This is a genomic window from Vibrio sp. R15-SG3-ISO1B, assembly GCF_059833835.1.
In genome coordinates this window covers 61,197-85,039 of record NZ_JCBDGG010000031.1, presented here as the reverse complement: position 1 = coordinate 85,039, position 23,843 = coordinate 61,197, and the positions used below count along the sequence as shown (strand labels likewise).

General features: G+C 48.6%; 23 protein-coding genes. 5 read left to right on the top strand and 18 right to left on the bottom strand.

All coding sequences use genetic code 11. The features are described 5' to 3' along the window. Window positions 1-30: 30 nt before the first annotated feature. Complete coding sequence (sppA, locus tag AC6R0S_RS09340; RefSeq protein ID WP_500637773.1) at window positions 31-1,881, top strand: signal peptide peptidase SppA; 1,851 nt, start codon at window positions 31-33, stop codon at window positions 1,879-1,881. A 115-nt stretch (window positions 1,882-1,996) separates the two neighbouring features. Next, window positions 1,997-3,013 carry an asparaginase gene (gene ansA, locus AC6R0S_RS09335; protein WP_334552553.1) on the top strand — a complete coding sequence of 339 codons (1,017 nt, stop codon included), beginning with the start codon at window positions 1,997-1,999 and terminating at the stop codon, window positions 3,011-3,013. 90 nt (window positions 3,014-3,103) lie between these two features. Here ansA and serS read toward each other — a convergent pair whose 3' ends face one another. The 4 genes from serS to AC6R0S_RS09315 form a co-directional block, all read right to left on the bottom strand. Continuing rightward, the gene (gene serS / locus AC6R0S_RS09330; protein ID WP_334552554.1) at window positions 3,104-4,411 is read right to left on the bottom strand and encodes a serine--tRNA ligase; all 1,308 of its coding nucleotides are present in this window, start codon (window positions 4,409-4,411) and stop codon (window positions 3,104-3,106) included. Window positions 4,412-4,526: 115 nt separating this feature from the next. Beyond that, window positions 4,527-5,873, bottom strand: a complete 1,347-nt coding sequence (locus AC6R0S_RS09325; RefSeq protein ID WP_500637787.1) for a replication-associated recombination protein A — start codon at window positions 5,871-5,873, stop codon at window positions 4,527-4,529. 2 nt (window positions 5,874-5,875) lie between these two features. Then, window positions 5,876-6,472, bottom strand: coding sequence for an outer membrane lipoprotein periplasmic chaperone LolA (gene lolA, locus AC6R0S_RS09320; protein ID WP_500630318.1), 597 nt, complete (start codon window positions 6,470-6,472; stop codon window positions 5,876-5,878). Between the two features lie 58 nt (window positions 6,473-6,530). Then, window positions 6,531-7,136: an SEC-C metal-binding domain-containing protein gene (locus tag AC6R0S_RS09315; RefSeq protein ID WP_500630319.1), complete on the bottom strand. Its 606-nt coding sequence runs from the start codon at window positions 7,134-7,136 to the stop codon at window positions 6,531-6,533. Between the two features lie 104 nt (window positions 7,137-7,240). Here AC6R0S_RS09315 and dusC point away from each other — a divergent pair, with 104 nt between their 5' ends. After that, on the top strand, window positions 7,241-8,200 hold the full coding sequence (dusC, locus tag AC6R0S_RS09310; protein ID WP_500630320.1) for a tRNA dihydrouridine(16) synthase DusC: 960 nt from the start codon (window positions 7,241-7,243) through the stop codon (window positions 8,198-8,200). A 28-nt stretch (window positions 8,201-8,228) separates the two neighbouring features. On the opposite strand, the gene AC6R0S_RS09305 is transcribed toward dusC, so the two are convergent. From AC6R0S_RS09305 to cysB, 5 genes are all read right to left on the bottom strand, one after another. Next, entirely contained in the window at window positions 8,229-9,023 is a 795-nt protein-coding gene (locus AC6R0S_RS09305) for an ABC transporter ATP-binding protein (RefSeq protein ID WP_334552559.1), read from the bottom strand. Next, window positions 9,020-9,961: an ABC transporter permease gene (locus AC6R0S_RS09300; RefSeq protein WP_334552560.1), complete on the bottom strand. Its 942-nt coding sequence runs from the start codon at window positions 9,959-9,961 to the stop codon at window positions 9,020-9,022. The genes AC6R0S_RS09305 and AC6R0S_RS09300 overlap by 4 nt, the downstream gene beginning before the upstream one ends. Window positions 9,962-10,038: 77 nt before the next feature. Continuing rightward, complete coding sequence (locus AC6R0S_RS09295; protein ID WP_334552561.1) at window positions 10,039-11,004, bottom strand: ABC transporter substrate-binding protein; 966 nt, start codon at window positions 11,002-11,004, stop codon at window positions 10,039-10,041. A 179-nt stretch (window positions 11,005-11,183) separates the two neighbouring features. Next, a complete protein-coding gene (locus AC6R0S_RS09290) occupies window positions 11,184-12,410 on the bottom strand; it encodes a methyltransferase (protein ID WP_500632691.1) in 1,227 nt (408 codons plus the stop codon). Further along, window positions 12,410-13,384 carry an HTH-type transcriptional regulator CysB gene (cysB, locus tag AC6R0S_RS09285; protein ID WP_334552562.1) on the bottom strand — a complete coding sequence of 325 codons (975 nt, stop codon included), beginning with the start codon at window positions 13,382-13,384 and terminating at the stop codon, window positions 12,410-12,412. The genes AC6R0S_RS09290 and cysB overlap by 1 nt, the downstream gene beginning before the upstream one ends. Window positions 13,385-13,678: 294 nt before the next feature. Here cysB and AC6R0S_RS09280 point away from each other — a divergent pair, with 294 nt between their 5' ends. Both AC6R0S_RS09280 and miaE read left to right on the top strand, forming a co-directional pair. After that, the gene (locus AC6R0S_RS09280; protein ID WP_334552563.1) at window positions 13,679-14,440 is read left to right on the top strand and encodes a DNA repair protein; all 762 of its coding nucleotides are present in this window, start codon (window positions 13,679-13,681) and stop codon (window positions 14,438-14,440) included. Window positions 14,441-14,505: 65 nt separating this feature from the next. Next, window positions 14,506-15,285 (top strand): tRNA isopentenyl-2-thiomethyl-A-37 hydroxylase MiaE, encoded by a 780-nt coding sequence (gene miaE, locus AC6R0S_RS09275; RefSeq protein WP_500637772.1) that lies wholly within the window; start codon window positions 14,506-14,508, stop codon window positions 15,283-15,285. A 56-nt stretch (window positions 15,286-15,341) separates the two neighbouring features. Here the strand turns inward: miaE and pyrF are convergent, their stop codons facing one another. From pyrF to hbs, 9 genes are all read right to left on the bottom strand, one after another. Further along, window positions 15,342-16,037: an orotidine-5'-phosphate decarboxylase gene (gene pyrF, locus AC6R0S_RS09270; RefSeq protein WP_500637771.1), complete on the bottom strand. Its 696-nt coding sequence runs from the start codon at window positions 16,035-16,037 to the stop codon at window positions 15,342-15,344. A 69-nt stretch (window positions 16,038-16,106) separates the two neighbouring features. Continuing rightward, the gene (gene lapB / locus AC6R0S_RS09265) at window positions 16,107-17,276 is read right to left on the bottom strand and encodes a lipopolysaccharide assembly protein LapB (protein ID WP_334552566.1); all 1,170 of its coding nucleotides are present in this window, start codon (window positions 17,274-17,276) and stop codon (window positions 16,107-16,109) included. 32 nt (window positions 17,277-17,308) lie between these two features. Next, the gene (locus AC6R0S_RS09260) at window positions 17,309-17,587 is read right to left on the bottom strand and encodes a lipopolysaccharide assembly protein LapA domain-containing protein (protein WP_500630323.1); all 279 of its coding nucleotides are present in this window, start codon (window positions 17,585-17,587) and stop codon (window positions 17,309-17,311) included. A gap of 160 nt (window positions 17,588-17,747) precedes the next feature. Beyond that, on the bottom strand, window positions 17,748-18,029 hold the full coding sequence (gene ihfB, locus AC6R0S_RS09255; RefSeq protein WP_011080796.1) for an integration host factor subunit beta: 282 nt from the start codon (window positions 18,027-18,029) through the stop codon (window positions 17,748-17,750). A gap of 204 nt (window positions 18,030-18,233) precedes the next feature. Further along, the gene (gene rpsA, locus AC6R0S_RS09250) at window positions 18,234-19,904 is read right to left on the bottom strand and encodes a 30S ribosomal protein S1 (protein WP_334552568.1); all 1,671 of its coding nucleotides are present in this window, start codon (window positions 19,902-19,904) and stop codon (window positions 18,234-18,236) included. Between the two features lie 103 nt (window positions 19,905-20,007). After that, window positions 20,008-20,688 (bottom strand): (d)CMP kinase, encoded by a 681-nt coding sequence (gene cmk, locus AC6R0S_RS09245; protein WP_334552569.1) that lies wholly within the window; start codon window positions 20,686-20,688, stop codon window positions 20,008-20,010. A 329-nt stretch (window positions 20,689-21,017) separates the two neighbouring features. After that, window positions 21,018-21,350: a ComEA family DNA-binding protein gene (locus AC6R0S_RS09240; protein ID WP_500637770.1), complete on the bottom strand. Its 333-nt coding sequence runs from the start codon at window positions 21,348-21,350 to the stop codon at window positions 21,018-21,020. A 160-nt stretch (window positions 21,351-21,510) separates the two neighbouring features. Then, window positions 21,511-23,370, bottom strand: coding sequence for a peptidylprolyl isomerase (gene ppiD / locus AC6R0S_RS09235; protein WP_500630324.1), 1,860 nt, complete (start codon window positions 23,368-23,370; stop codon window positions 21,511-21,513). 177 nt (window positions 23,371-23,547) lie between these two features. Then, window positions 23,548-23,826, bottom strand: coding sequence for a non-specific DNA-binding protein Hbs (gene hbs / locus AC6R0S_RS09230; protein WP_334552786.1), 279 nt, complete (start codon window positions 23,824-23,826; stop codon window positions 23,548-23,550). Between the last annotated feature and the right edge of the window lie 17 nt (window positions 23,827-23,843).

Below are 23,843 nucleotides of genomic sequence, written 5' to 3'. Positions count from 1 at the left end.
CACCTGCGTTGACGTCGCAGCGGAGATAGAATGAAAAAAATATTCAAAATCATAGGGATGATTTTCAAGGGAATGTGGAAACTGCTCACCTTCCTACGCATCGCCCTAACCAATCTGATCTTTTTGGCGAGCATCGCTGTTATCTACTTCCTCTACACCGCTACGGATGCCCCGCCGCCATCGGTGCCAAAAGAATCCGCACTCGTGCTTAACCTCTCTGGCCCGATTGTTGAGCAGCCTCGCTACATCAACGCGATGGACTCTTTGACCGGCTCCCTATTTGGCCAAGAGATGCCAAGAGAGAATGTCCTGTTTGAGCTGGTGGACACCATTCGCCACGCCAAAGAAGACAACAGCATCAGCGGCCTAGTGCTCGCGCTGCGTGACATGCCGGAAACCAATCTCACGAAACTGCGTTACATCGCCAAAGCCTTGAATGAGTTTAAAGCATCGGGCAAGCCCATCTATGCGGTCGGGGACATCTACAACCAAAGCCAGTACTACCTCGCCAGCTACGCGGATAAGATTTATCTTGCCCCGGATGGCGCTGTGATGCTCAAAGGCTACAGCGCGTACTCGCTGTACTACAAAACCTTGCTTGAAAAGCTGGATGTCAGCACACACGTTTTCCGTGTCGGCAGCTATAAATCGGCTGTGGAACCGTTTCTGCGTGATGATATGTCCGATGAAGCGCGTGAATCCGCGTCACGTTGGCTCGGTCAACTGTGGGGCGCGTACGTTGACGATGTGGCGACCAACCGCCAAATCAGTGCAGAAAAACTCAATCCAGATATGGATAGCTTCCTAACACAGCTTGAGCAATACCAAGGTGATTTAGCGGCGCTCTCTAAAGGATTAGGCTTGGTGGATCAACTAGCGACACGCCAACAAGTGCGCAGCGAACTGATCGACGTGTTTGGCAGTGATGGTGACGATAGCTACAACTACATCACTTACTATGAATACTTACCGACCATGCGCATGCCGCTGAACCTTGCGCAAGATGATATTGCCGTCGTGGTGGCAAGCGGCGCGATCATGGACGGCTCACAGCCGCGTGGTACCGTCGGTGGCGACACCACTGCTGCCTTACTTCGTCAAGCGCGCAGCGATGACAAGGTGAAAGCGGTCGTGTTGCGCGTTGACAGCCCCGGAGGCAGCGCCTTCGCCTCAGAAGTAATTCGCAATGAAGTCGAAGCGCTACGCGCGGCGGGCAAGCCTGTGGTGGTGTCGATGTCGAGCCTAGCGGCCTCTGGCGGTTACTGGATATCAATGAGTGCCGACAGCATTGTGGCGCAGCCAACGACGCTCACCGGGTCAATTGGTATCTTCAGTGTTATCACGACATTTGAAAAAGGGCTCAACAAACTCGGCATTTATACCGATGGCGTTGGCACATCACCCTTTTCTGATGTCGGTGTGACCACCGGTTTGTCAGACGGCGCCTCGCAAGCCATTCAGATGGGTATCGAGCATGGCTACCATCGCTTTGTCGGCTTGGTCAGCGACGCTCGAGATATTCCGCGCAAAGATATGGACGCGCTGGCACAAGGTCGCGTTTGGACGGGTCAAGACGCCCTAAACCTAGGCCTTATCGACAAAATTGGTGATTTTGACGATGCGATTGCACTCGCGGCTGAGCTTGCCAACGTCGAGGACTACAACATTTACTGGGTTGAAGAGCCACTCTCGCCAGCGCAGCAGTTCTTGCAAGAGATTATCAACCAAGTGGAAGTGCGCGTTGGCTTAGACGTAAGCGCGCTGCTACCCGCCTCACTCTCTCCCGTGATTCGTCAATTGAGTAGTGATGCCGACCTATTGCAAAGCTTCAATGATCCTAAAGGTCACTATGCGTTTTGCTTGAACTGCCAAGTGCAATAGGACAAGCACTCCTCTGACCTAGGGCATGACAGCGCCACTCACGCTGCCATGCCCTTTTTTCTGCGAGTAATTGATATATAATCGCGCACACTTCCCTACATACGGTTTCTGAGTCATGGCTAGAAAACATATCTACATCGCCTACACAGGCGGAACAATTGGCATGAAAAAGTCACACGATCACGGTTACGTGCCGGTGGCTGGATTTATGGAAAAACAGCTCGCAAGTATGCCGGAGTTCCACCGCCCAGAAATGCCTGAATACACCATTCACGAATACGACCCGCTGATTGATTCGTCCGACATGACCCCGGCCGACTGGCAACAAATTGCTGACGACATCCGTGATAACTACGACAAGTACGACGGTTTTGTCATTCTTCACGGCACCGACACCATGGCGTACACCGCGTCCGCGCTCTCTTTCATGCTGGAGAACTTAGGTAAACCCGTGATTGTGACAGGCTCACAAATTCCACTGGCAGAACTGCGCTCTGACGGCCAAGCGAATTTGCTCAATGCCCTGCACATCGCTGCCAATTACCCCATCAACGAAGTGACGCTGTTTTTTAACAACAAACTGATGCGCGGTAACCGAAGCACAAAATCTCATGCCGACGGCTTTAATGCTTTTACATCACCCAACTTACCTCCTCTGTTGGAAGCAGGTATTAATATTCAAGTGAGCAAAGATGTCACGGTAGGCCAAATGCCGAGTGGCGAGTTTAAAGTGCATGATATTACCCCTCAGCCGATTGGCGTCATTACCATGTACCCTGGCATCTCGCATGAAGTCATTCGCAACACCCTGCTACAACCTGTGAATGCGATGATTCTGCTGACTTTTGGTGTTGGCAACGCGCCGCAAAACCCACAGCTTCTGGCTCATCTTCAAGAGGCGTCTGAACGTGGTGTGATCGTCGTGAACTTAACCCAGTGTTTGGCGGGTAAAGTCAACATGGGCGGTTACGCAACAGGCTGCGCCTTGGCTGAAGCAGGCGTGATCAGCGGTTTTGATATGACGCGCGAAGCGGCGCTAGCCAAACTGCATTATTTGCTCAGCCAAAACCTCTCTTACGACGAGGTAAAAGTGCAAATGCAACAGGTGCTGCGCGGCGAGATGACGCTCTAGTCCGATGTGACTCAAATCAAATCATAAAAAAGGGGCTGATGTTCAACATCAGCCCCTAGCTATTTCAACGATGATGACCCCGATAGGTCATTAACCAATGTGCGTCGCGCCGCCCATGTAAGGTTGCAGCACAGCAGGAATCTCAATACGGCCATCAGCTTGCTGGTTGTTCTCAAGAATCGCCACCATAGTACGACCCACTGCGAGGCCAGAGCCATTAAGTGTGTGGACCAACTCAGGCTTCTTCTCGCCTTTACGACGGAAACGCGCCTGCATCCGACGAGCTTGGAAGTCCCACATGTTTGAACAAGATGAAATCTCACGGTAGGTCTGCTGCGCCGGTACCCAGACTTCCAAATCGTAAGTCTTACGCGCACCAAAGCCCATGTCACCGGTACATAGCACTACTTTACGGTAAGGAAGTTCAAGCAGTTGCAGGACTTTCTCAGCATGACCCGTTAGCTCTTCCAGTGCATCCATTGAATCTTCTGGTTTGGTGATTTGAACCAGCTCAACTTTGTCAAATTGGTGCATACGAATCAAACCACGCGTATCACGACCGTACGATCCCGCTTCAGAGCGGAAACAAGGGGTGTGAGCCGTCATCTTTAGAGGCAAATCCGCTTCATCAGAGATGGTGTCACGCACCATGTTGGTCACTGGCACTTCTGCCGTAGGAATCAATGAAAGACGACGTAGCTCTTCGTCGCTGGCTTTCTCTTCAAGCGGCTCGGTATGGAACAAGTCTTTACCAAACTTAGGTAGTTGTCCTGTGCCAAACAAGCTGTCAGAGTTAACAAGGTACGGCACGTACATTTCCGTGTAGCCGTGCTGCTCGGTATGCAAGTCCAGCATGAACTGTGCGATCGCACGGTGAAGGCGAGCAAACTGGCCTTTCATGACAATAAAGCGCGCGCCGGTGATCTTGGTGGCGCTAGCAAAATCAAGACCGCCTGCAATCTCACCTAAATCGACGTGATCTTTCACTTCGAAGTCGTAAGTTTTAGGTTCACCCCAACGTGAGATTTCCACGTTGTCGTTTTCGTCTTTACCGTCTGGCACATCCTCTGCTGGCAAGTTAGGCACAGATAACGTAATGTCATCGAGCTTCGCCATAATCACGTCCAGTTCCGCTTTTTTCGCGTCAAGATCGCTACCAAGAGAACCGATTTGCTTTTTGATCTCTTCTGCGCCGGCTTTGTCACCTTTCGCCATCAATTGACCGATCTGCTTGGAGATGGAGTTACGAGTGGATTGTAAATTTTCAACTTCGACTTGAATCGACTTGCGTTGCTCTTCAAGTGTACGGATTGTCTCAACGTCAAGGTTAAAGCCTCGGCGCGCTAGTTTTGCAGCTGTGTCATCCAGCTCTGTACGAAGTAATTTAGAATCCAGCATTGTTAACCCTATGCTTATCAATAATGTGCTTTAAGAATGTGCGTTTCTGATTTTGGCCTGCCACTGTGGTGCTTGACCAAAACCACAACCGAATAAATGTATCTAAAATAGGCGCTTATTCATAGCGCTTTTGTGGGCTTTTTGCGTCTAAACTAGCCAAGTAATCTAACTTTTCGCCAATTTTCGTTTCTAAGCCACGATTGGTCGGCTGATAGTATCGCGTTTCACTCATTTCTGGTGGCAAGTAGCGCTCGCCTGCGGCGTAGGCACCTGGCTCATCATGCGCGTAGCGATACTCCGCGCCATAACCCAAGTCTTTCATCAAGCTAGTGGGCGCATTGCGTAAATGGACAGGCACTTCGTACTCAGGCAGGTTGTGTGCATCGGCCAAAGCTTGTTTCCAGGCACTATAAACCGCGTTACTCTTTGGCGCACAAGCGAGGTACACCACCGCTTGCGCGATAGCTCGCTCACCTTCGGCAGGCCCGACTCTGGTAAAGCAATCCCAAGCCGATAGCGCCACTTGCATGGCTCTTGGATCCGCATTACCAATATCTTCCGACGCAATCGCCAACAGGCGTCTTGCGATATAAAGAGGATCGCACCCTGCGGCAATCATTCTCGCCGACCAATAAAGCGCAGCGTCGGGGTTAGACCCTCGGATGGATTTATGCACCGCAGAAATCAGGTCGTACCAAATATCGCCTTTGTTATCAAAACGGGAGACTTTTTCACCCGCGACTTCGGCAAGCAGCGGCAAGGTAATGGCTTTGCGCCCCTGCGCATCATCTTGAGCCATGTCGTACAACAGCTCGAGATAATTGAGTGACATTCGTGCATCACCATTCACTAGCTCAGAAAGCCGTTCTAACACACCTTCGCCAAAGTCCGCGTCAATATGGCCGAGTCCGCGCTCGGTATCGTTAATCGCTTGATCCAGCGCTTGGCGGATTTCCGCTTGAGAAAGCGAAGTCAGTTTGTACACGCGAGCTCGTGATAACAGCGCGTTATTGAGCTCAAACGAAGGGTTTTCTGTCGTAGCACCAACAAATGTGACAGTGCCATCTTCAATATGTGGCAGAAAAGCGTCTTGTTGTGATTTGTTAAAACGGTGCACCTCATCCACAAATAGGATGGTGCGTCTACCTGTCAGTTTGTTTTCACGTGCTTTTTCAATCGCAGCGCGAATCTCTTTCACCCCAGAGGTAACGGCCGAGACTCGCTCCACTTCAGCATTGGCGTAATTCGCCGCCACTTCCGCTAAGGTGGTTTTTCCGGTGCCCGGTGGCCCCCATAAAATCATAGAGTGAATGTGACCAGCCTCCAATGCACGGCGCAGCGGTTTACCTTCGCCGAGAATATGTTGCTGGCCGATGTATTGCTCCACCGTTTGCGGGCGCATCCGAGCGGCAAGAGGACGAAAATCTTCGTCCCCTGAGAAGTCTAACGAGTAATTACTCACCATTAGTTCCTTTGATCGTCCACTTCCACACCCTCTGGGATTTTGAACGTAAACTTATCTGCCGACGGCTTGCCAAGGCGAATATCATCAAAGACAAAATTGCTGGTTTGCCCATCTTGCTCCACCACGCTAAACCCTTTGACCGCACCTTTCGAGTTAATTTCTAAGCGAAACTGGCCTTGGTTTGAATCCTCAGCAGTTGGAATAAGGGTAAACTGGTCGCCCTCTTGACTGACACGATAGTTATCCCAATCACTGGCTCGATTGCGGGTAAGCAACACGAAAGGTGTCTGCTCCGTCGCCTGCTCTTGCGAATAAATGCTCACCTGCTCGATAAACGGGCTGTAGTACCACAAGCTCTCGCCGTCAGAGATCAATAAGTTCTCATCGGGTAGCGTCGTTTCCCAACGAAAGAGGCTGGGTCGCGAAATATCGACTGTCCCCTCACCTTGCATAACGACGTCGCCCTCTGGGCTGACCACTTTTTGACTGAAATTGGCACTGAAGCCTTCGGTTTTTTGTAGGCGCGCGTTGAGCTCATCTTTCGGCGCAGCAAGGACAGAACAACTCATCAAAAATAGAGCGGCTAATTTTTTCATTTAGGTTCCTTTTTTACACGTAGACCCAGTCTTTCGACCTACATCTCGGTATTTTGTTCTATTGACCACAGCACTGTTTGAATTTTCGGCCGCTTTCACACGGACAAGGATCGTTTCTACCGATCGATTTGTAAGGATTGACGCTTTGCGCTTTCGCGCCGACTAATTGCTCGTCGGCCGCTTGTGCCACTTCGATCAGCATCAGATCTAATTGGTCAACCAAATCCTCTAACGCTGGCGGCGTATCGATGCCCGCTTCACGCATTTGCTGTTGGGTTTGTTCTTGATCAATGGCCAGCATCATGGTGGTCAATAGTGCCTGTAACATGCGCTCCGTGCCATCGCTCAAGGTCAGGCCTTGCCACTGGGTTTCAATCGTCGGCCACAAGGTCATGAAGCCTTCTGCCACATCGGCCAGCTGCTCATCTCGCGGCTCAGCCAGTAACGCAAGCAGTGAGTAATCATTACGTTTGATCGCACTGTACTGCGCGGTGATATGTGACTCGATAAGATTCGCATCAACCTGATCAGACAAGATCTCACCCACCCACTGCAGCGGGGCAAGTGGCTTGGTCGCTAGGTTAGCGGCCAAGGTAAGTCCTTCAATAAACAAAGGCGATTCTTCACAGGTGGCGGGGTCAAGGATTAACAATTGATAGGTCATCTAGCTTCTTTTGGATTGGGAGAAACCGTCGCATTATACCCCTAGCTAGTGACAATCGAAAGCGAACCCACTAGAATCACGCCTCCCGCAAAGAGGTGAGTGTTATGCGCGTTGTTCTTGGCCCGATGGAGGGCGTCCTTGACCATTTAATGAGAGAAATTCTCACAGATATTAATGATTACGATCTGTGCGTCACCGAGTTTGTCCGTGTCGTGGACCAATTACTACCAGAGCACGTTTTTCATCGTCTTTGTCCAGAATTACAACAAGGCTCTCAAACCAAATCAGGCGTGCCTGTTCATGTCCAACTGCTTGGGCAAGATCCGCATTGGATGGCGGAAAATGCCTTGCGTGCAGTAGAGTTGGGTGCAAGAGGGATTGACCTTAACTTTGGTTGCCCGGCCAAACTTGTGAATAAAAGTAAAGGTGGCGCCGCCTTATTGCAGCATCCTGAATTGATTCACAATGTCGTCAAAGCCTGCCGCGACGCAGTGGATCCGCGCGTTCCTGTCAGCGCTAAAATCCGTTTAGGTTGGGAGAACCCGGAAGATTGCTTCGAGATTGTTGATGCCATTCAATCGGCCAACGCCGATGAGCTCACTGTGCATGCGCGCACCAAAACAGGCGGCTACAAAGCGAGCGAAATTAAGTGGGAATACATTGACCAGATTCGACAACGTTTTTCTATCCCACTGATCGCCAACGGCGAGATCTGGAACTATCAAGATGGCCAAGCGTGTATCGAGACGACTGGAGTCGATTCACTCATGGTTTGCCGAGGCGCCTTCAACGTGCCCAATCTTGGCAACGTGGTCAAACACAATCACGCCCCCATGCCGTGGGAAGACGTCGTCAAGCTGCTACTGGTCTATTCTCAGTATGAGATGAAAGGCGATAAAGGGCTCTACTACCCGAACCGCGTGAAGCAGTGGTTCTCCTATTTGCGTCAGCAATACCCACAAGCTGATGCGCTGTTTCGCGAAATTCGCACCTTCAACAAAGCTCAGCCTATCGTTGATCATATTGAGCGTTATCAAGCAACGCTGTTAGAAAATGCATCCTAGAGAAACACACTCTCTAGGATGCATGCCGTTAATTGAGCAGTAGACTGTCGTCGGCCAGTTCTTCGCCCCGTACTTTGGTGAACATCTCGAGCAAATCAGGCACTGTCATGCCCGCTCGTTGCTGACCTTGAACATCGAGTACAATTTCACCTTGGTGGAGCATCACAGTGCGATCGCCACACGCAAGTGCATCTTTCATCGAATGCGTTACCATCATGACGGTCAAGTTGAACTCACTGACAATGGTTTTGGTCAAATCAATAATGAACGCGGCCATACGTGGGTCCAACGCGGCGGTGTGTTCATCAAGCAAGAGTAACTTGCTGTCCGATAAAGTGGCCATCACCAAGCTGACTGCTTGCCTCTGCCCGCCAGACAAAAGACCAATGTTATCACCCAAGCGGTCTTCCAACCCTAAGCCCAAAATGCTGATGCGCTCTTGAAACAGACGACGCCGTTTGCTCGACAAGGAAAGACTCCAACCGCGCTTTTTGCCTCGCATATAGGCTAGCGCCATGTTCTCTTCAATGGTGAGCTCACCACAAGTGCCTGCCAACGGATCTTGGAACACGCGCGCACATTGACTGGCGCGCTGGGAAACCGTTTGTCTTGTCACATCCAGTTCATCAATCACTACTTGTCCACCCACCATAGGTGTTTCACCGGTGACGGCACCAAGCAGCGTCGATTTACCCGCACCGTTTGAGCCGATCACGGTTAAAAACTGATGCTGAGGTACCTCAAGATCGACACCTCTTAGCGCGCGATTTTCCAAAATGGTCCCTGGGTTAAAGGTGACTTGAATATCTTTTAGCCGAATCATGCGACGCCTCCATTGCTATCGTTTTGCTTTGACGCCCGTGGTGCCTCGGCAGGACTAGGCTTTTTTGCCTTTATGTTGCCTTTCAACTTCGGTGCAATCAGTGCTAGCGCAACCAATACTGCTGTCACTAAGTTAAGATCAGAAGCTTGTAAACCGAACATGCCAGAGCTGAGCGCAAAGGCGACAGCCAAACGGTAGAGCACAGAGCCGACGATCACCGCTACCACCGCGACCCAAATTCGTCGACCCGGGATCAAAGTTTGACCAAGAATCACCGCCGCGAGACCGACAACGATCGTTCCGACCCCGGAGGTCACGTCGGCAAAGCTATTGGTCTGCGCAAACAAGGCCCCCGCGAAACCCACGAATCCATTGGATAGAGCAAGGCCAAAATAGGTGTAAAAGGAGGTGCTTGCACCTTGTGCTGAGACCATGCGCGCATTGACACCCGTCGCTCTCAGCCCTAAACCGAAATCACTGTTGAGCAGTCGAATGACGAACCATGCAGATAACAGAACCAACACGCCCACTAACAGCGGTCGAACCAACATGGGATCGCCCATCGTTTCGAACGGTGTCAGAATGGTATCTTCACCCAACAACGCCATGTTAGGGCGACCCATGATGCGAATATTGATCGAAAATGCGGCGATCATGGTGAGTATCGACGCCAACAGATGCAAGATGCCACAGCGCACGGCAAGAAAGGCCGTGACCCACCCTGTCATCGCTCCGGCAACAATAGCCATAAAGGTTGCAACCCAAGGGTTAATGCCCGCAACTATCGCAGTCGCCGCCACGGCGGCTCCCATAGGAAAGCTACCATCAACACTTAGGTCAGGAAAATCAAGTACACGAAAGGTAAGGTACACGCCAAGTGCCACAAGGCCGTAGATCAATCCAATCTCAAGTGCACCAAAAAAAGCGAAAGCAGACATAAAAACTCCCTTTTCTGCTAATACTCTCCGTTTTTCAGGTGAGAGGTGAGGGAGAACGCGCCTCCCTCGTCAGTGAATTACTTCACGCTTGTCGCTCGTTCAATCACGGCGCTAGGAATCGTGACGCCGAGTTTATCAGCCGCCGTTTTGTTAACCACGAGATCAGAGCCTTTCGCCACTTTGACATCCAATGTCCCTGGCTCAGCGCCTTCTAGAATCGCGGCGACATAATCGGCAGTTTGCACGCCGACTTGGTAGTAATCAAAGCCCAAGCTTGCAATCGCACCTTTTTCTACATAGGAAGTTGCTCCGCCTAACACGGGTGTTTTCGCTTGGTTTGCCGCCACGATCATACCTTCGATCGCGCTGGCAACGGTGTTATCGGTCGGTGCGTAAATTACGTCAGATTTGGCCGCAATGGCTTGTGTCGCTGACTGAACGTCCGCACTTTTCAGCGCCGTCGCTTCGACCACCGTTAGGCCTTTTTCCGCAGCGGCCTCTTTTAACAGCTCGACTAACGTCACCGCATTGGCTTCACCTGGGTTAAACACCACACCAATAGACTTGGCTTCAGGTAAGATCTCTTGGATAAGCTCAACATGCTGCTTGACAGGCGAGAGGTCGGAAAGACCGGTGACATTCTTGCCCGGTTGTTCCAGTTGCTTAACCAGTTTCGCGCCCACTGGATCCGTGACCGCCGTAAATACCACTGGAATGTTACGCGTTGCCGACACCAAGGCTTGCGCCGTCGGCGTTGCAATGCCTACCAATACATCTGGGTTTTCACCAACAAACTGACGAGCGATCTGAACGGCAATCGCTGGGTTACCTTGTGCGGTTTTATAATCGAATTCTAGGTTTTCGCCCTGTTTGTACCCTTTCGCTGCCAAACCATCTAATAGACCTTGACGAGTCGCATCAAGCGCTGGGTGTTCAACGATCTGTGAAACGGCAACCGTAGCAGTTTTCGCTGCAATAGAGGTTGCATTAAGAAGCGCCGCACTGGCCAGTACTGCGGTGGCAAAGATTTTACCTGCTTTCATCTTAACTCCTTGATATAAGCAATAACGATGTTGTGTTTGTAATTAATGAGGGTGTGCTTGTAATAGTTATACCCATGCTTCATGTATGAGCATGGTATTCATTATTACCAACAAGGTGATGAAAAAGGAAGCAACTTTTAACAGTGCAGTAACAAAAAAGAGAGGCGGGTAGACTTCAGTCACGACTGACGTTCAGCATGGATTAAAATGTTGCGCGGCGTGGTTTCTCTCGAACAAAATTCGCCTACGTAGACACGGTATCCGTTCTGCTCTAGGTAGAGCGCTTTGTCCATCACTAGCCACAGTTCAAGCACACGGCGAAAAACTTGCTGACAAAGACTCAATCGCTCCATCTGCCAATAACGCCTCATCCCCTGCTGTTCATAGTCAGCAAAGTCAACGCTCGGTAATTCTATCCCCTTTTGTTGACATGCCCAGTGACAAAACGACTCAAAGCCTTCGGATAACTGTGATTTTTTTACACTGGGGATCGGCTCATAGTGACGATAATCCAACGCTTGACGAAACAGACAATCGAGACCTAATCGATACCTCATTTCCAGTTGGCGATGGCGTTTGACTCGCTCGCCGCCAGTCACGGTTTCTTGTAGCGGGATCCGCAGTTCTTGCTGGGTTAATCCAAGGCTTGATGCCTTTCCTTGAGCCGAGAGAGCTTGATAGGTCTCACCTTCGATTAAATGATAACAGCAAGGTGATAAGGTTATAGCGGGCAGCTTTGCGGCAATGGACTTGTGCATGAGTGAAACGTGTAAATCACCACACGCGTGAAGCGCCACCGCGTGTTGATTGGGCTTTAGTACCGATTGGCTTTCGTTGCTCAATGCATCGCCTTGAACAAACGTCATCGTCAAGCCCATCTGATCCGCTTCCGTTTGCCCAGATAGACAGAGAGCCGCTTGGTACTCGAAACTGGTGACGTTTTGCTGAGACTGACTCGCCAATATACGGCCAAGGTAACCCTTGCCCGAACACCACTCCAACCATTCATCACCTTTATGATGCGTTAGCGCTGCAGTGCCCATTAAGGTGATCTGTCGAAGTTTTCTGCCGGGGATCCCTTTCTCTAATCCGCGAGGCAGTGACACGCTCTCAACGTCTGTCGATAGATGGCTCGCGGTAGGTAGTGAATAGAGCGATAAATCGGTAAGCGCTTTGATACTGCCTAGCTCAGGAAAATGTAGCGTCATCGCGGCGAGCAGCGCATCGGTATCCGATTTGTACTGCTCAATTTCTTCTTCCGACAAGGTATCTAACCAATGGCAAAGATCGGGGTTAATCGCTTGCCAAGGTAGAGAAGAGGCGCTGCTCGCGAGAAAAGGCTCAAAACGCCAATAGACTTGATGTTGGCGTAAATAGTCATCCAGCGCTTGGAAGTGCCTCTCGATCATCGCACTGGCAGTTCGATGTCTTTAAACATCTCTTCAATTTCGGCGTTGGATTTTAACGTCAGAGCTTGCTCAACCACAGGGCGAGTCAAGTGCGGCGCAAAGCGCTCCATAAAATCAAACATGTAAGAGCGCAAGAAGGTACCACGACGGAACCCGATACTGGTGGTGCTGGCGCCAAAGATGTGGCTTGCATCGATGGAAACCAAATCGGTATCCTGAGTTTTGTCAATCGCCATGCTGGCAATCACGCCGACTCCCATGCCCATTTTTACATAGGTTTTAATCACATCTGCATCGGTCGCAGTGAACACGACTCTTGGCGTTAAACCAACCTTATTAAAGGCCGTGTCGAGCTCAGAGCGGCCTGTGAAGCCGAAGACGTAAGTCACCAGAGGGTATGAGGCAAGATCTTGAATGGTCACCTGAGCTTTCTGCGCCAATGGGTGATTTTTAGGTACCACAATAGAGCGATTCCAGTGGTAACACGGCAACATGATAGCATCTTGGTAAAGGTGCAGTGCTTCCGTCGCAATGGCAAAGTTGGCAGTGCCTTTCGCAATCGCTTCTGACATTTGCGAAGGGGTGCCTTGGTGCATGTGAAGGGAGACTTTAGGGTATCGCGCCGTAAACCCTTTGATCACATCCGGCAAGGCATAACGCGCTTGGGTATGGGTCGTTGAGATATTGAGCGTGCCCATCTCCGGGTGAGTGTGCTCACCGGCGACCGCTTTGATGCTTTCAACACGCGCGAGGATCTCTTGAGAAATACGAATAATGTCTTGGCCCGCGCCCGTTACCTGGGTAAGGTGTTTTCCGCTGCGCTCAAATATTTGAATGCCGAGCTCATCTTCAAGTAATCGTACTTGTTTACTGATGCCAGGCTGCGATGTATAAAGACTTTCCGCCGTCGCGGAGACATTCAAATTGTGATTGACCACCTCAACAATGTACTTCAATTGTTGTAATTTCATTCTCGACCTCGTATTCCCTTACCTACGCACGGCATGTGCCAACATATTTTATAATATTTAGTTATAACGCCTCTAGGCTTAAAATAATAGTCCTATGCTTTAAATGCGACGCAAAAGCATAACCAAATTGGATTCAAGCGGATGTTTTGCAAGCAGAGGCACAGATTTGCTCAGCAGTTGATGTTTTTCATTACTTTAAATAATCTGTTGAGTAATAATATAAAAAAGTGTCTAGCGGCGATGGATCATGTATCCTTAACTGCTAACCATGACGGAACATAAGATACGGAATTTATGAATATTGGTTTAATCATAGCGCTCGTTGCCATCTTGTTGGTTCTCGTTCTTGGCTACAACATTATGCTTCAGTATAAAGTGAAAGTTGAAACGGCCAAGAAACAAGAAAGCTCACGTTACCTGCAAATCATTGATGCAACAGAAGAACTTATCGGTCACGCGCACCACCTTCCTTATAGTAAAGAGCTACTCGTTTGCTTAAACAATCGTATCTTAGATTCATTGCAAAGCATGTATGAACTGGATCCGAAGAACAAACAATTGGAACAGCGTGTTGAATCCGTCAAACAACAAATTGCTCAATTGAAAAATAGTGAGTCAGGTGAGAGTACCGCTTTCAAGGTGCCAACCAGTGACAAACAAGCCATTGTGATGCTTAAGCTAGTGAAACGTCTTCGTGATACCGTTCGCAGCGAACATAACAAAGGACGCCTAGACACTCAGACTTTCGTCACTGAGAACGCGCGTCTGGAAACCATTCAGATTCGCATCAATATCGAAAATGTTATCAAACGTTCCAACGATGCCATCGTACGTGGCCAACCGGGTACCGCGATTCAACTGCTGCGCAAAGGCTTGGATGCATTAAGCACCAAAAATGACGCTTACTCCAACCAAGCGAGAGAAAAGCTGCAGGAGATGTATGATCAGCTTGAGCAGAAACGTCAATCACGCAACGCGGAAGAGTTACACCAAATCGAAGAGAAAGAACGTCAAGACGATATGGACGTGCTCTTTGGTGCCAAGAAAAAATGGTAATATAATCAGTTATCACCCTTTTCAAAGGTCGCGGTTGCGACCTTTTCTATTTAAACAGATACCCCATGTCAGATTTAGCTCAATACCAGGATTTACTCTCTCCCATCCATCAATTTCTTCATTGTCACACCCCGGACGAGTGGGTCAACGAAGCAAGTAAACCAGAGAACCTAAAAACCGTGTTGATCGACCACTTGCTTTGCGAGCTAAAGGCAGGTCAGTCGGCGATGTACTTGATTCGAAAGTATGCGGTCGACCCATCGAGTGCGACTGCGTTACTTGAATGGTTCAAGCCCTATGAAGATTTCGCCTATCGTCAAACGGGTAACCTAGAGACACTGAAAGGCAAAAGCAACATTACCAAGTCAATCATGGCGAAATCGGATTCAGCCTACAGCCAAGCGCTGATCGATAAGATGGTGTTACTGATCAAAGAAGAGTTGCACCACTTCTATCAGGTGCTGGAAATCATGGAACAACGAGGAATCACGTACGAGCCGATTCCTGCCAGCCGATACGCAAAAGGCCTTATATCAGAGATGGCAACGCATGAGCCGCAAACACTGATCGATAAATTGATCATTGGCGCATATATCGAGGCGAGATCGTGCGAACGTTTTGCCAAACTGGCGCCATTAATGGATGAAGATATTGGTAAGTTTTATATTTCCCTGCTCCGCTCAGAAGCGCGTCATTATCAAGACTATCTCGTGCTCGCTGAGGAGATCGCAGGCAAAGACATCTCAGATCGCATTCACTATTTTGGTCAGAAAGAAGCCGCGCTTATTTCATCACCCGATGTTGATTTTAAGTTCCACAGTGGCGTACCACTTTGCGCCGAATAACCCCAAGAACGCACAAGGCCAGCAATTTGCTGGCCTTGTTAGTCATACACTATGATTTAAGCCAATGTGGCGTTGATCTCTGCCAACACCGCCGCAGGGTCGCTCGCCTGCGTGATAGGGCGACCAATCACCAGATAATCTGACCCTGCTTGAATGGCATCAACAGGCGTCATAATACGCTTCTGATCCCCCACTGCTGCGCCCGCTGGTCTAATGCCTGGTGTGACCAATTTAAAGTCACGACCCAACTCACTCTTAAGCATGCTCGCTTCTTGCGCCGAACAAACAACACCGTCCAGCCCAGAATTTTTAGTGAGCGTTGCAAGGCGTACCACTTGCTCTTTAGGCGCGACATCCAATCCAATGCCCGCGAGATCTTGCTGCTCCATACTCGTTAGTACAGTAACTCCGATGAGCAGCGGGCGATCTTTGCCATAAGGCTCCAGTATCTCGCGTGATGCCGTCATCATGCGTTCACCGCCACTGGCGTGAACATTGACCATCCATACCCCCATCTCAGCAGCAGCGCGAACGGCCTTGGAGCAGGTGTTCGGAATGTCGTGAAACTTGAGGTCGAGAAAAACAGAAAAGCCGCGCTTGTGCAGCTCATTGACGAAATTGGGACCAAAGAGAGTAAACATCTCTTTACCAACTTTGAGTCGGCAAGACGCTGGGTCGATTTTATCAACAAAAGCCAGTGCGTCAGCTTGGTTGTCATAATCCAGCGCAACTATCACTTTTTGGTCGATCATTTCATCTCCTAATGTATCTATAAGTCGAAAAAAAGCAGCGGGATCGCCGCTGCATTTAAAAATTTATGGCTATTCGCCATCCAATCCTCGAATGGGCTTAATCGTGCCCCACCCTTTACATGATGGACAATGCCAATAGAGGGAGTGGGTTGAAAATCCGCATTTACGGCAACGATAGTGAGGCTTCACTTTTAACTGTTCACCCACCAACTTTTGCAGGGTTGCCAAGCTCGCTTTCGCGCGGCCCTCTTCTGCCTCCGCTAGATGATAATCCATCAAGCGATAAAAACCTTTCATTGTTGGGTTTTTAACCAGCTGCCTTGTGAGCAATTCTTGCGCAGCTCCTGCGCCTTCATGCTTGGCCACCAACTGAGCCAGCATCAGTTCCGCTGACACACCCGCTTTGTTGGTAATACAACGGCGCAAAAAATCCAATAGCGCTTCTTGATCACCAATATGGTGATAGCACTCCGCCAACGTCGGCAACACTTCACTGACAAAGTCGCTGTCTTGTTCAAGCACTTGTTCAAGGTAGTGAATGGTTTCAGCGTAATTTTCAGCATCAAGAAATAGACGCCCGAGCGCCAAAGAGGCTCGTACGCATTTGGGGTCTTCAGATAAAGCGCGCTTATAATGTTGCGTGGCTTTGTCGATGTTCCCCTCGAGCTTTTCTTGCGCTGCAAGCTCACACCAAAAATGCGCGATGCTACTGCGCATACGCTTACGCCCCATCTTAACGAGAAGCGTGGCGTATTCTATTGCTTTGCCCCACTCTCGTGTCTGCTGATAAATCGCGACCAGTTGGCCTAATGCCGCTTCTCTATGATCGGGCTCGTCCACGAGTTGTTCAAAAATCTTTTCCGCTCTATCGAGAAAACCCGACGCCATGTAATCTTTGGCTAACTGCTGCAACGCGATATTTTTCTGGTCGATGGTCAGCCCTGAACGTGAGATAAGATTTTGGTGAATACGAATCGCTCTATCCACTTCACCACGAGAGCGAAAGAGATTACCTAATGCTAAATGGGTATCTATGGTTTCATTGTCAACTTGGAGCAGTTCGATAAAGTGGTCGACCGCCTTATCGGACTGATCGGACAGCAACAAGTTTAGACCCGTCACGTACTGACGGGAAATCTGATTGGACTGTTTCTGCTTGTCTTGCTGGGCACTACGGTTACCCATATACCAACCGTAAGCGGCGGCAATTGGCAATAACAAGAAGAGTATTTCTAACATCGAGTGAAGAGCCTACCTAACGACTAAGTGTATTATGCGTTTGACTGCTCTGGTGTCGATTCAGCCGGAGAGAGTTTCTTGACCTGGCGTTTGAGTTTACGAACTTCAAGCTGAGAGCGTAAATGTAAACTGCCAAAGATGATCCAAGCAATCACAAAGCCAACGACAAATACCACGCCAAGTAGGGTTGAAAGATGGAATTCACCTTGAGCTAATAAGTAATTGAAGTTCACAACCTCTTGGTTTTGCGAACCTAATGCCAGCGCGACAAGAAACAGAGCCAGTACGATAACAATTTTTATAATTTTCATCTTCTATCACCTGAATGGACAAACGCTGCTACGATTATGCAGTAAAACCACTGAACAAACCATGGTTATCTCGGGTTTTCATTTTATAAAAAAACGGCATACCTAATGTATGCCGTTTTTTTATACTGCCTTCATCCGCTATGAATAAGGCAGTGAAAATCTATCCAATATTTACGCGTTCACGTAATTCTTTGCCCGGTTTAAAGTGGGGAACATACTTACCTTCGAGTTCCACTTTATCGCCTGTCTTTGGATTGCGACCCACACGAGGCTCACGGTAGTGCAAAGAAAAACTGCCAAAACCACGAATTTCAATGCGGTCACCACTTTCCAGTGTTGACGCCATGTGCTCGAGAATATCTTTTACCGCATCTTCAATTTCTTTTGCTGAAAGATGGGTCTGCTCAGCACAGAGTCTTTCTATCAATTCAGACTTAGTCATAGTATCCCTCGTAGAGTAATTTATCATTTATTATAGTTACTAATAGTAGTTCCAACAAACACTTGCTATCAATTTTAGACAAGATTTCGTCAGTTTGTGTAGTCTTCGCGACAATTTCGTACGATTTCTACAAATTGGACACTAGGTCACTGATAGGCAATAAAAAAGGAGCCTTTCGGCTCCTTTTTCTAACTATCGACGAGATTACTCGCCTTTAGCTGCTTTGAAAGCGTCAGCCATAGCATTACCGAATGAAGCATCGTCTGCTTTGTTCAGTGTAGCCATTGCTTCTTGCTCTTCAGCTTCGTCTTTCGCTTTGATAGACAAGTTGATTACGCGGTTCTTACGGTCAACGCCAGTAAATTTCGCTTCAACAGTGTCACCAGCGCTTAGGATTAGAGAAGCGTCTTCTACGCGGTCACGTGAAACTTCAGATGCGCGGATGTAACCTTCTACGCCTTCTTCAAGCTCGATAGTTGCACCTTTAGCGTCTACTGCAGTTACAGTACCGTTAACTAGAACGCCTTTCTTCTTCTCTGCAACGTAAGCATTGAATGGGTCATTTTCCATTTGCTTAACGCCTAGAGAGATACGCTCACGCTCTGCGTCTACTGCTAGAACAACTGCAGAGATCTCGTCGCCTTTCTTGTACTCACGAACCGCTTCTTCACCAGCAACGTTCCAAGAGATATCAGATAGGTGAACTAGACCGTCGATGCCGCCTTCTAGACCGATGAAGATACCGAAGTCAGTGATAGACTTGATCTTACCAGTTACTTTGTCGCCTTTAGCTTGCGCTTCAGCGAAAGACTGCCAAGGGTTAGCTTTACACTGTTTCAGACCTAGAGAGATACGACGACGCTCTTCGTCGATTTCAAGAACCATAACCTCAACTTCGTCGCCAACATTAACAACTTTAGATGGGTGGATGTTCTTGTTAGTCCAATCCATTTCAGAAACGTGTACTAGACCTTCAACGCCTTCTTCGATTTCAACGAAACAGCCGTAGTCAGTTAGGTTAGTTACGCGACCAGATAGTTTGTGACCTTCTGGGTAACGCTTAGCGATTGCTACCCATGGATCTTCGCCTAGCTGCTTAAGACCTAGTGATACGCGAGTACGCTCACGATCGAACTTAAGAACTTTAACTTGGATCTCGTCACCAACGTTTACGATCTCAGAAGGGTGCTTAACGCGCTTCCAAGCCATGTCAGTGATGTGTAGTAGGCCGTCAACGCCGCCTAGGTCTACGAATGCACCGTAGTCAGTAAGGTTCTTAACGATACCTTTAACTTCTGCGCCTTCTTGTAGAGTTTCTAGAAGCTCATCACGCTCAACGCTGTTCTCAGACTCGATTACCGCACGGCGAGAAACAACAACGTTGTTACGCTTCTGGTCAAGCTTGATAACTTTGAACTCTAGCTCTTTGTTTTCTAGGTGAGCAGTGTCACGGATAGGACGTACGTCTACTAGAGAACCTGGAAGGAAAGCACGGATACCGTTTAGTTCAACAGTGAAACCGCCTTTAACTTTACCGTTGATGATACCAACAACAGTTTCAGCTTCTTCGTAAGCTTTCTCAAGTACGATCCAAGCTTCGTGACGCTTCGCTTTCTCGCGAGAAAGTTGAGTTTCACCGAAACCATCTTCAACAGCGTCTAGCGCTACGTCTACTTCAGCACCCACTTCAACTTCAAGTTCGCCAGCAGCGTTCTTGAACTGTTCTGCAGGGATAGCAGACTCAGACTTAAGACCAGCGTCAACAAGAACGAAACCGTTCTCGATAGCTACTACAGTACCTTTAACGATGCTGCCTTGTTGGAATTCTGTTTCGTTTAGAAACTCTTCAAAGAGTTGAGCAAAAGATTCAGTCATTTAGTTAATCTTCAATAAATTAAACGTCCACGGGTGTCCTACCACATGGGGTTATTAAATTCGCTAGTCATCATCCATGCGACCAACGCTCTTACCTAGCCGCCTAAGCGACTAGCTTCGATTCGATATATTGTAGTGCCTTTTCTACCACTTCGTCGATACTCATCGAGGTAGAATCGAGCAAAAGCGCATCCTCTGCCGGGCGCAATGGCGCCACAGGGCGATTACGATCTCTGTCGTCTCGCTCTTGGATCTCGCTCAAAAGGTCGTCAAATTTAACATCTAAGCCCTTGCCTTGCAACTGTTTGAGGCGACGATTCGCTCGCTCTTCAGCGCTGGCATCGAGAAAAATCTTCACCTCAGCTTGAGGAAAAACGACAGTGCCCATGTCACGGCCATCGGCCACTAAACCCTTGCCCTCAGCAAAGGCGCGTTGGCGTCTCAGTAGCGCTTCTCGTACACGTGGTAAAGCGGCCACTTTTGATGCGGCCATACCTGTCTCTTCTTTGCGAAGTTCGCGAGAAACATCTTCCCCTTCAAGAATAACGCGCACCAAATCGCCTTCTGCAACGAACTGGACATCAAGATGAGTCGCAATCGGCACCAGTGCATCTTCAGATTCTAAATCGACACCATGATGAATAGCAGCCAAGGCTAATACGCGATAGATCGCGCCAGAATCGAGAAGATGAAAGCCTAATTTTTTTGCTAACAGCATGCAAAGCGTGCCTTTACCCGCACCACTTGGTCCATCAACGGTCACGACCGGTGTATGAGACGACATGTTTTACTCCAAGTCTATTGACGGTCACCGCGGTGATCTCCACAAAACACACGTTCAAATGGCAATGGCTCATGATTAAAACGTGACAACGTTGAAGTGAAGAGCAAAGTGCGTTGACCTTGAAATTCGGCGACAAATTATATACTCATACGCGTATTTTCGCTAGGCGGGATCGGGTGATAGTGCATTTAATTGGATATTGTTACAGAATGAAAATCTTTATCAGCTATAAAGAAGTGAATTAAAACCTACTAGAACTGCTGAGAGTGGGCATTCCTCTCTAGTAGGTTATTGATGCTTAAAAGGTCACATCGGTTGAACGATCACGCTCAAAGCTTTATGCGATCCGCATTTTTTGTCACGATCGCCTCACCAATCCCTTTTACCTGGGTGAGATCATTGGCTGCACTAAACTTTCCGTTTGCTTGTCGATACTCTACGATAGCCTGAGCTTTCTTTATCCCAACCCCTGAGAGCAAATCGGCCAATTCTTCTGCACTGGCTTGATTGATGTTAACCGTTATTTCTATTCCCTCATACTTATCTGGTTGCTTTTGCTCATTGGCAAAAGAGAGTGGACTGGTCACAAAACACAGCGTAATCGCTGCGACAGAAAAGACGCTTTTCAAGCGTACTAAAAGTGGGGATGCTTTCCCTCGCATAGGATCTCCTTAGTTCACTGAATTACCGCTACTAGAGTAACGTGCGTATCCTCAGGAGAAAGTGCGAAAAGTAGAAAACATAACGGGCTGCAGATGCAGCCCGTTATGATGAGATTATCAATTACACGGTTAGCGTGCGATGCCTCGCACGCCAGCGGGATTATTGAGCCACCGCGTAATACTCGATATCGTAGGTTTTACGAAGAATACTCACCAGTCCACTGAGTTCTTGTTGTGAACTCGTCTGAAGCAGTTGATTACCAATTTGAGTATTAAATTGAGCGTCGTACTCACTCGAGACTTGGCTTAATTCAACGATCACAATGTCGCCATTAAGGTCTTTGGTCTGAGCGTAATGAACTTCACCCGCTGCAGGTTTTGGCAACGCAAATACCGTCTGAGCATAAGGAGAACTGCGATCGATGGTTTCTACGTCTGAGAACGCCAGGCCATTCTCTTCCAATAGTGATGCGTCGCCTTGCTCTAACTGTTCGGTCATCGCTTTAGCAAGTTCAATGGCATTTTGTTCACCTTTGACTTTAGCTAGCGACACCATCAACTGTTCGCGGACTTCACTAAGCGGCAGCAGTGTTTCATCACGACTCTCTTCAACACGCACCACGATAATGTGCTCTGGAGCAATCTCAATCGCTTCTGAGTTGAGGCCGTCTTCTTTCACTTCAGGGCTCATGATGGCTTGCATGACGGCTGCCGATCTTAGCACCTCAGGCGCGTCCACTTGCGAGATGAAATCCGTCGTTGTGATTGTGGCGCCAATCGCTTTTGCTGCATCATCCAGTGAATCTGGGTACTCAAAGGCGACTTTTTCTAACTCACTTTGCAGTTCGTAGAATTGATCGATGGCCTGCTGATCGGTGAGCTCTTGCTTAATAGACGCACTAACCTCTTCGAATGGCTTAGCGACCGCGTCTTTTCGCTCATCAAGCTTAATGACGTGGTAACCAAAATCTGACTTCACTAAACCTGAAATTTCACCTTCATTTTCCAAAGCAAAGGCCGCTTCTTCAAAGGCGGGATCCATCACATCACGCTCGATGAAACCCAGTGAACCGCCCTCTTCTGCACTGCCAAAGTCGTCTGACTTTTCTTGTGCCAAAGTAGCAAAATCTGCACCCGCTTGTAGCTCGTCTAAAATTGCCTGCGCTTTGACTTCATCATCACCTTGGATAAGGATATGACTCACTTTACGCTGCTCATCAGAAGAGTATTTATCGAGATGCTCTTCATAGTACTGCTTCGCTTGCTCATCGCTGATCTCAATCGATTCCTTAAGCGCCTGAGCAGACAGTTCGATGTACGCAACTTTTACTTGCTCTGGGCGAGTGTAACGCTCAGGGTTTTGTTCGTAATAGGCCTGAATCTCTTCTTCAGACAGATTCGCTTTGTTGGCAAACTCTTCTAGAGAGAGTGTGACCTTTTTAATATCACGAGTTTGAGTCAACAGTTGGCCCTGTGCTTCCATTTCATTATCAAGCACAAAGTCACTGCTCTGGATGGCAGTCAGTAACTGATTACGCACTAAGTCACGACGCAAGTACTCAGCAAAACTTTCAGCACTGAAGCCCGCACGACGCAACGCAGATTGGTAGATGTCCTGATCGAACTTGCCATCAATTTGGAACTGAGGCATGTCCAAAATGAGCGTACGAACCTGAGCATCGCTCACGCGTAGCCCCAATGACTCAGCATGCTGCTCTAGCAACGCATCGTTGACCATTCGATCCAACACAGATTTGCGGAAAGATTGCACATAACTTGGGTCAGCCAACAGGTTTGAGAAGTAATCGCCAAGCTGAGCTTGCATTCGGTTACGTTCGTTTTGGTAAGCCTGTTCAAACTCACCACGACCAATCTCAACATTCCCTACTTTTGCTGCTGAATTGTTTGAGCCACCGACAATGTAGCTACCCACACCTGCAAAAACGAAAGATAGGATGATAAGCCCTAGGATAATTTTAACCGCGATGCTGTTCACGCCCTCGCGTAATCGGTCCATCATACTGAAACTACTCTCCGCTTGTACTCTGCCCAAGATGCTTATATTTTGAGCAGCAAGTACTTAATTGAACTAAAAAAACTATTAGCGCGATAATACCAGAAAAAGAAATGCGCATCAGTAGGATGCGCATAATTTAAAAAGGTTCGAAAAAACTGCAAATGCAGTCAAATTTCTGAATTAGTTACAAGCGTCTTTTAGAGCTTTACCGGCTTTGAATGCGGGTACTTTCGCTTCTGCGATTTGGATTTCTTCACCCGTCTTAGGGTTACGACCTGTGCGAGCTGCACGAGTACGTACGCTGAATGTGCCAAAGCCAACTAATGCGACTTGATCACCAGACTGTAGAGTGTCACCTACAGCTTCGATGAAAGCGTCTAGTGCGCGACCTGCTGAAGCTTTAGATAGGTCTGCGTTTTCTGCGATTTTTTCTACTAATTGTGTTTTATTCACTGTGATTCCCCTTTGTGCCGCCT

Bases quoted from the DNA above. Each gene is read 5' to 3' on its own strand.
- sppA (WP_500637773.1), top strand. From the start codon at position 31: ATGAAAAAAATATTCAAAATCATAGGGATGATTTTCAAGGGAATGTGG.
- ansA (WP_334552553.1), top strand. From the start codon at position 1,997: ATGGCTAGAAAACATATCTACATCGCCTACACAGGCGGAACAATTGGC.
- serS (WP_334552554.1), bottom strand. From the start codon at position 4,411: ATGCTGGATTCTAAATTACTTCGTACAGAGCTGGATGACACAGCTGCA.
- lolA (WP_500630318.1), bottom strand. From the start codon at position 6,472: ATGAAAAAATTAGCCGCTCTATTTTTGATGAGTTGTTCTGTCCTTGCT.
- AC6R0S_RS09315 (WP_500630319.1), bottom strand. From the start codon at position 7,136: ATGACCTATCAATTGTTAATCCTTGACCCCGCCACCTGTGAAGAATCG.
- dusC (WP_500630320.1), top strand. From the start codon at position 7,241: ATGCGCGTTGTTCTTGGCCCGATGGAGGGCGTCCTTGACCATTTAATG.
- AC6R0S_RS09305 (WP_334552559.1), bottom strand. From the start codon at position 9,023: ATGATTCGGCTAAAAGATATTCAAGTCACCTTTAACCCAGGGACCATT.
- AC6R0S_RS09300 (WP_334552560.1), bottom strand. From the start codon at position 9,961: ATGTCTGCTTTCGCTTTTTTTGGTGCACTTGAGATTGGATTGATCTAC.
- AC6R0S_RS09295 (WP_334552561.1), bottom strand. From the start codon at position 11,004: ATGAAAGCAGGTAAAATCTTTGCCACCGCAGTACTGGCCAGTGCGGCG.
- cysB (WP_334552562.1), bottom strand. From the start codon at position 13,384: ATGAAATTACAACAATTGAAGTACATTGTTGAGGTGGTCAATCACAAT.
- AC6R0S_RS09280 (WP_334552563.1), top strand. From the start codon at position 13,679: ATGAATATTGGTTTAATCATAGCGCTCGTTGCCATCTTGTTGGTTCTC.
- miaE (WP_500637772.1), top strand. From the start codon at position 14,506: ATGTCAGATTTAGCTCAATACCAGGATTTACTCTCTCCCATCCATCAA.
- pyrF (WP_500637771.1), bottom strand. From the start codon at position 16,037: ATGATCGACCAAAAAGTGATAGTTGCGCTGGATTATGACAACCAAGCT.
- lapB (WP_334552566.1), bottom strand. From the start codon at position 17,276: ATGTTAGAAATACTCTTCTTGTTATTGCCAATTGCCGCCGCTTACGGT.
- AC6R0S_RS09260 (WP_500630323.1), bottom strand. From the start codon at position 17,587: ATGAAAATTATAAAAATTGTTATCGTACTGGCTCTGTTTCTTGTCGCG.
- ihfB (WP_011080796.1), bottom strand. From the start codon at position 18,029: ATGACTAAGTCTGAATTGATAGAAAGACTCTGTGCTGAGCAGACCCAT.
- rpsA (WP_334552568.1), bottom strand. From the start codon at position 19,904: ATGACTGAATCTTTTGCTCAACTCTTTGAAGAGTTTCTAAACGAAACA.
- cmk (WP_334552569.1), bottom strand. From the start codon at position 20,688: ATGTCGTCTCATACACCGGTCGTGACCGTTGATGGACCAAGTGGTGCG.
- AC6R0S_RS09240 (WP_500637770.1), bottom strand. From the start codon at position 21,350: ATGCGAGGGAAAGCATCCCCACTTTTAGTACGCTTGAAAAGCGTCTTT.
- ppiD (WP_500630324.1), bottom strand. From the start codon at position 23,370: ATGATGGACCGATTACGCGAGGGCGTGAACAGCATCGCGGTTAAAATT.